Genomic DNA, 5,884 nt, shown 5'->3' with positions numbered 1-5,884 from the left:
CCAGGTGTTCGTTCAACCGATGGCACACTTGAAAATATGTACAAGGAAGTTGGAAAGCATCTTGACGAATTATCAAAGAAGTGGGAAGAATTATCCCGCCCAGTGTTCGAAAGGGACTATCCTGATGTTGCTAAAAAAGTAAGAGAGTACAAGAAGAAAAAAGAAGAAATCATTGCAAAAGCAAACGGAAACATAGAGCAGTTCTATGTATCCAATGAGATAGAAAAGTAGCCATATGGGAAGAGGGGGCACTCAAAAATTAGAGAAAATGCTTCGGCGTGTGCTCCTTCTTTCCATTTTTACATTTGCAGTCCTCATATACCTTATCTTCCGAAATGTATCTTTAAGCGAACTCATACAGATTTTGAATCCGGTTTGGTTCCTTCTTTTATTTCTGAATATGGGAATTGTGATACTTCTCAACGGTATAAAATTCAAGGAACTTGTTCGATCACTTAAAAGCGACATCTCTTATATTGATTCATTAAAGATTGTTCTCTCATCGGTATTTGCATCGAATATCACTCCTTATTACTCGGGAGGTATCGTAACACAGGTGTATTTATTGAAAAAGATAAAAAGCGATTTCAATGCCTCAACTCTTGTTTCAATCTCTTACACGATTCTATCTGTAATAGTTTCTTTTATATTTGCAGCAATGTTTATAGTCCTGCCACATCCGTTTCTTAAAGGCGTAAGAGGAACTTTTTTAATTAGCATTCTTGCGCTTGCATTTACACTTTCAGGTCTTGCGCTTTTCCTTATAACAAACCCCGAAAAAACAAAGAAACTCATAAATTTTCTTGTAGAAAAATTGAAAATCAAAGTTGACGAAACGCAAATAATACTTGAGGTAGATGCCTTTTCTGAGGGATTAAGATTTATGTTAAAAAGCCCTCTTACTCTTGCAAAACTTGTATTCATAAGTTTTTTAAGCCAGCTTCTTTACGAGATGATCGGACTAACAAGCCTTAAAGCAATCGGTGTCAATTTCAATTTTTACGAAGCCTTTATAACTCAAATTGCATCAAACTTTATTGCAACAATTGGCATTACACCTGGTGGAATGGGTATAGTTGAGGGGAGTTATCTTTTACTTTTCATCCCTATTGCGCACCACCTTGCACCCCTTCAAACATTCTTATTCAGGATGTTTTCATATTACATACCATCCCTTATAGGAGCGATTATTTTTTACCGCACCCTTGGAACTTTCTATAGTGAATTCTTATACAATTAAAAATTTGTTTAAAAATTATTTTTTGATATAATTAAATGAAACTGGGAACACCCAGAGAAAAGGCAAAAATGAGAAGGAGGTAAGGTATGTCTCAAATTGATGATGTAATTGCTAAGGTAAAAACCTTAGACAAGGATCAACCTGAATTTATTCAGGCTGTAACTGAAGTTTTAACAACACTTAAACCAACAGAAGAGAAGCACCCAGAATTCGTAAAAGCAAAAATCTACGAAAGGATTGTAGAACCCGACAGAGTGATCATCTTTAGAGTTCCCTGGGAAGACGACAATGGAGAGATCCATGTAAACAGAGGTTTTAGAGTCCAATTCAACAACGCAATCGGACCCTACAAGGGTGGCTTGAGGTTCCATCCCTCTGTAAACCTTGGAATCATTAAATTCCTCGGCTTTGAACAGATTTTCAAGAACGCACTAACAACCCTTCCAATGGGTGGTGGAAAAGGTGGTTCTGACTTCGATCCAAAAGGAAAGAGCGATAGGGAAGTAATGAGATTCACCTACGCATTTATGAGAGAACTCTACAGGCACATTGGTCCTGATACAGATGTCCCAGCAGGAGACATCGGCGTTGGCGCCCGTGAAATTGGCTTTATGTACGGCTATTACAAGAAAATTGTTAATGAGCACACAGGAGTTCTTACAGGAAAAGGGCTTGAATATGGCGGATCGCTTATAAGGCCAGAAGCAACCGGTTATGGGCTTGTTTACTTTACATCTGAAATGCTTGCAACTCGTAATATGGATTTCACAAACAAAGTGGTTGCAGTAAGCGGCTCTGGTAATGTTGCACAATATGCAGTTGAAAAAGTTATCCAGCTTGGCGGAAAAGTAATCACAATGTCAGACTCAAACGGAACAGTTGTTGATGAGGAAGGTATTGATGCAAAGAAACTTGCATTCGTAATGGATCTAAAGAATGTAAAGCGTGGAAGAATTAAAGAATATGTAAATCAGTATCCAAATGCAAAATACTTTGAAGGAAAATCAGTTTGGGATGTTATAAGAGACGAAGGACTCAAAGTTGATGTTGCACTTCCATGCGCAACACAGAATGAAATCGACGCAACACATGCAAATGCACTCGTAAAGAACGGCGTTATTGCAGTTGCAGAAGGTGCAAATATGCCTTCTAACCTTGATGCAATTAACATATTCAGGGAAAATAAAGTTCTCTATGGTCCTGCAAAGGCAGCAAACGCAGGTGGCGTTGCAGTTTCTGGTCTTGAAATGACACAGAACAGCATAAGGCTTCAGTGGTCAAGAGAAGAAGTGGATAACAAGTTAAGAGAGATTATGAAAAACATCCACAAGACTTCCCTTGAAGCAGCAGCAACCTACGGATACCCAGGAGACTACCTCGTCGGAGCAAACATTGCAGGATTCATTAAAGTCGCAAAAGCAATGCTTGCATACGGTGTTGTGTAATTGACTTAATAAATATATTTGGTTTGCCCCGCATAATGCGGGGCACTTTTACTTTTTAATATTCTCGAGAAATTGTTTTAGTTTTTCAATTGTGTCGGAAGATACAGAATGCTCGATAAGGCAAGCCTCTTTAAAAGCAATATCATCGCTAATACCCAAATAATCCTTCAGGAATATATAAAGTATTTTATGTTTCTGCCAGACTTTCTCTCCAATGCTTTTACCTTTTTCTGTAAGATGTATTTCTCCGTAGGGAGTATGTTCAAGCAAACCTTCTTCCTGCATCTTTTTTACTATTTCTGTAACTGAGGGAAGTTTAACATTCAACAGTTCCGCAATATCCTTTATACGGACATTGCCCTTTTCTTCCCCGATAACATATATTGCCTCAAGATAATCCTCTATGCTTTTCGAATATTGCATTATATAAGCCTCAAAGCGATGTTAAGAAGACCGCCCAAAAGCATTGAAAGGACGAATTCGAAAAGCGTTATAAGAGTTGCAGTTTTTGCTCCGAACTCCCTTTTTAGCATAGCGATTGTTGCAACGCAAGGGATATAAATCATAGTAACAAATCCATAAACAAAAATTTGTTTAGGAGTTAAAATTGAAGCAAAATTTGTCGTCTTATAGAATGTTGCAAGCATTATCAAGGTTAACTCTTTTCTAAGTGCACCAAAAACAAGTGTAAGTGTTGCAAGAGGAGGAAGCCCTAAAATGTAAGCAAAGGGTTTTACAAGCATCTCAAGATAGGGAAGCAAATTCAAAAGAATTAAAATTTCCATTATGGCATTTGAGATAACGATTATGGGTGTTGCGAAGGTAAAAAATTCTTTAAGCCTTATCCAGGTTTGTTTGAGTATTACATAGAGAACAGGTTTCCTATACCGGGGCATTTCCATTATAAGACCTGTAGGAGTGCCTTTTATATACCTATTAAGAAGAAGTCCCACAACAAAAATAAAAACAAAATCAAGCGCATAAATAAGCACAGCGTAGATAGGACCTAAAAATGCAGCAACAAGTCCAAACACAACAACCGAACGAGCAGAGCAGGGGACAAGTGTTGCAAGAATCGATACTATAATTCTATCTCTTCTTCTCTCCAAAACTCTTGTGCCCATAATAGCAGGAACATTACATCCAAAACTTTCAATAAGAGGGATAAAAGCCTTTCCATGGATACCAAGTTTGTGCATAAAGGCATCAGTTAAAAAGGCAATTCGAGCAAGGTAACCGCTATCCTCAAGAAGTGATAGCAACAAATAAAATGGCGCAATATATGGAAGGACGATACCAAAGGCTGCAACAATGCCATCAATTATGCCATCCCACAAAAATAATTTGAGCTTTTCGGGTAGACTGAGATTCATAAAAGGTTTTTTAAGAAGGTCAAACAAACTTCCTATATAGTCAGAAAGGAAACTTCCAAATTTAAATACAACAAAAAACATAAAAAGAAGAATTAGCATCAGGAATAAAAACCCTGTAACAGGATTTAACAAAATGTCGTCAATCCTGCTTGAAAAATCAATGACCTTTTTCTTCTTTTTCTTAAGGACATCAGAAGTAATGCGTGAAGCAAGGGCGTAACGCTCTTGAATAATGATAGTTTTGATTGGCTCGCCGTGAATTTCCTCAAGTTCTGAAGCAAGTTTGTCTCGTAATTCAAGGATGCTCTTATCTTTTATAAGTTTCTCAAACTCCGTATCATGCTCTAAAAGTTTTATTGCAATAAATCTTGTTGGTGCAGGCAAATTATAATTCTTTAAAGCATTTTCAAGCATCTTAATACGTTCTTCAACTTCCTTTCCATACTTTGGAAACTTTGGAGTGTAGGGCTTTTTTACCTCATTTAGAGCCCTCTCAAAAAGTTCTTTAAGCCCTATGTTTTTTGTTGCAATTGTTTTAATAACAGGCACACCAAGATACTCTTCAAGTTTATCAACATCGATTTCAAAGCCGTCTCTTTCGAGCATATCATACTGATTAAGTGCAACAACTGTCCTTGCACCAATTTCAAGAATCTGCAAAAGGAAGAATAAATTTCTGTAAAGGGCTGATGCATCTACAACAACAATTACAACATCTGGCTTTTCATTTATAATGAACTCACGCGTAACAATTTCCTCTTCAGAATATGTCGAAAGCGAATATATCCCTGGAAGGTCAACTACCCTTATTTTTGTTCCGTTCTTTTCTATGTAACCTTCCTGGATTTCAACGGTTTTACCTGGCCAGTTTCCAATAATCTGGTTTCCACCTGTAAGTTGATTAAAGATAACAGATTTCCCAACATTTGCATTGCCTGCAAGCGCAATTGTAATTGACGTATTACCACTTGAAGTCTTAGAGTTAAGCACTATCCTATCTCCTCAACGATAACTTTTGAGGCTATACCTCTACCTATTGCAAGGTTTGTCCCTTTAACTTTTATTTCTATAGGTCCAACACGAGAATTTCTTACAACCTCAATAATATCACCTCTTAGAACACCCATCTCCTGAAGGCGGATAATATACTGAGGTATGTGCGTATGGTGGGGAGGCAAAACAAAATCGACAACTTTTACCTTTTTATTTGCTTCAACATCTGCAAGAGTAAGCCTTTTCAATCTAAACCTCCTATAAACTTAGGCATACCTAACTTTCACTTTCATTATAATACAATTCGCATTTTCTTGCAATATTTTGAGATTTTAAAAAATTTAAGTAAAATATATTGCAATTTTCTAAAATAAGTTGTAAAATCACTTCTAAGGAGGCGAGAAAATGAAGAGAAGAGGTTTCACATTAGTAGAGTTAGCAATCGTTATTGCAATCCTTGGTATCCTTGCTATGTATGCAATTCCAAAGTATCAAGGAATGGTCGAGGAAGCAAGAACTGCCCAGGCAAAAGCACAACTTGGCACAGTTAGGTCCGCACTTGCAATTTACTATGCAAAGAACAGTGGAAAGTTCCCAGCACAACTTGATGGGTCGATTTTTGCAGAAGGTAATGTCCCTTATGTGGAAGCAACTGATGCAAATGGCAATGTTGTAAAGAGCAACAGTGTTGTGAACGTTAATCATGTACCAGTTGCTTCAAGCGATATTACTGATAAAGGTGGCTGGGTTTACGGCGTTTCAAGCGACTTAACTCAATCGGATGTAAGAATTAACGCAAAAGGCACTGGTGTAGACGGAACTCCTTGGTATCA

Annotated in this window: 7 protein-coding genes; 4 read left to right on the top strand and 3 right to left on the bottom strand. The window is 37.4% G+C overall.

The features are described 5' to 3' along the window. The 3 genes from JHC30_03975 to gdhA form a co-directional block, all read left to right on the top strand. A partial coding sequence (locus JHC30_03975; protein ID MCI4463312.1) for a radical SAM protein occupies positions 1-231 on the top strand: 231 nt, incomplete at its 5' end. Positions 232-235: 4 nt separating this feature from the next. Continuing rightward, positions 236-1,240 carry a flippase-like domain-containing protein gene (locus tag JHC30_03970; protein ID MCI4463311.1) on the top strand — a complete coding sequence of 335 codons (1,005 nt, stop codon included), beginning with the start codon at positions 236-238 and terminating at the stop codon, positions 1,238-1,240. Between the two features lie 86 nt (positions 1,241-1,326). Further along, positions 1,327-2,685 carry an NADP-specific glutamate dehydrogenase gene (gene gdhA, locus JHC30_03965; protein MCI4463310.1) on the top strand — a complete coding sequence of 453 codons (1,359 nt, stop codon included), beginning with the start codon at positions 1,327-1,329 and terminating at the stop codon, positions 2,683-2,685. A 48-nt stretch (positions 2,686-2,733) separates the two neighbouring features. Here the strand turns inward: gdhA and JHC30_03960 are convergent, their stop codons facing one another. From JHC30_03960 to JHC30_03950, 3 genes are read right to left on the bottom strand one after another with little or no spacing between them, the layout of a single operon-like run. Beyond that, positions 2,734-3,108 (bottom strand): metal-dependent transcriptional regulator, encoded by a 375-nt coding sequence (locus JHC30_03960; GenBank protein MCI4463309.1) that lies wholly within the window; start codon positions 3,106-3,108, stop codon positions 2,734-2,736. Next, positions 3,108-5,048, bottom strand: a complete 1,941-nt coding sequence (feoB, locus tag JHC30_03955) for a ferrous iron transport protein B (GenBank protein MCI4463308.1) — start codon at positions 5,046-5,048, stop codon at positions 3,108-3,110. Before feoB ends, JHC30_03960 begins: the two co-directional genes overlap by 1 nt. After that, positions 5,048-5,299 (bottom strand): ferrous iron transport protein A, encoded by a 252-nt coding sequence (locus tag JHC30_03950; GenBank protein MCI4463307.1) that lies wholly within the window; start codon positions 5,297-5,299, stop codon positions 5,048-5,050. Before JHC30_03950 ends, feoB begins: the two co-directional genes overlap by 1 nt. Before the next feature lie 157 nt (positions 5,300-5,456). Between JHC30_03950 and JHC30_03945 the strand changes: the two genes are divergently transcribed. Continuing rightward, the coding region (locus tag JHC30_03945; protein ID MCI4463306.1) for a prepilin-type N-terminal cleavage/methylation domain-containing protein at positions 5,457-5,884 on the top strand (428 nt) is incomplete at its 3' end.

The organism is Caldisericum sp., from assembly GCA_022759145.1.
Classification (GTDB): Bacteria; Caldisericota; Caldisericia; order Caldisericales; family Caldisericaceae; genus Caldisericum.
This window is presented reverse-complemented; position numbering and strand designations above follow the sequence as displayed.